The sequence below is a fragment of the Streptomyces sp. AC627_RSS907 genome (assembly GCF_019049165.1).
In genome coordinates this window covers 1-558 of record NZ_JAGMUE010001432.1, presented here as the reverse complement: position 1 = coordinate 558, position 558 = coordinate 1, and the positions used below count along the sequence as shown (strand labels likewise).

General features: G+C 70.4%; 1 protein-coding gene. It reads right to left on the bottom strand.

Features of this window, described 5'->3' with window-relative positions; all coding sequences use genetic code 11:
• Positions 1 to 118 precede the first annotated feature (118 nt).
• Positions 119 to 558: phosphoenolpyruvate carboxykinase domain-containing protein (locus KUM32_RS42290; protein WP_217146895.1), on the bottom strand; the 440-nt coding region annotated here is incomplete at its 5' end.

The following is a 558-nucleotide window of genomic DNA, read 5'->3' as shown; positions in this document are numbered from 1 at the left end:
CCATGGCGAGGTCGCCGGTGGCGGGCTCCTCGTGGCGGGGCCGGGCGGCCGGCACGGCTCGCCGGCCCGGTGGGGCTTCGTCCGGGGACGCCCTCTCGCGAGAGGGCGTCCCCTCACCTCAGCCGAGCCGTTCGACCAGCGCCCGGTACTCGTCCCAGATCTCCTTGGGGGTGTGGTCCCCGAAGGTGTTCAGGTGCTCGGGCACCAGGGCCGCCTCCTCGCGCCAGACCTCCGGGTCCACGGTGAGCAGGAACTCCAGGTCCGCGTCGGAGAGGTCGAGCCCGTCCGTGTCCAGCGCCTCCTTGGTCGGCAGCACGCCGATCGGCGTCCGCACGCCGTCGGCCTTGCCGTCGAGGCGCTCCACGATCCACTTGAGCACGCGGCTGTTCTCGCCGAAGCCGGGCCAGACGAACTTGCCCTCCTCGTTCTTGCGGAACCAGTTCACGTAGTAGATCTTCGGCAGCTTGTCCTGGTCGGCGCTCTGCCCGACCCTGACCCAGTGGCCCATGTAGTCGCCCATGTTGTAGCCGCAGAAGGGCAGCATGGCGAACGGGTCCC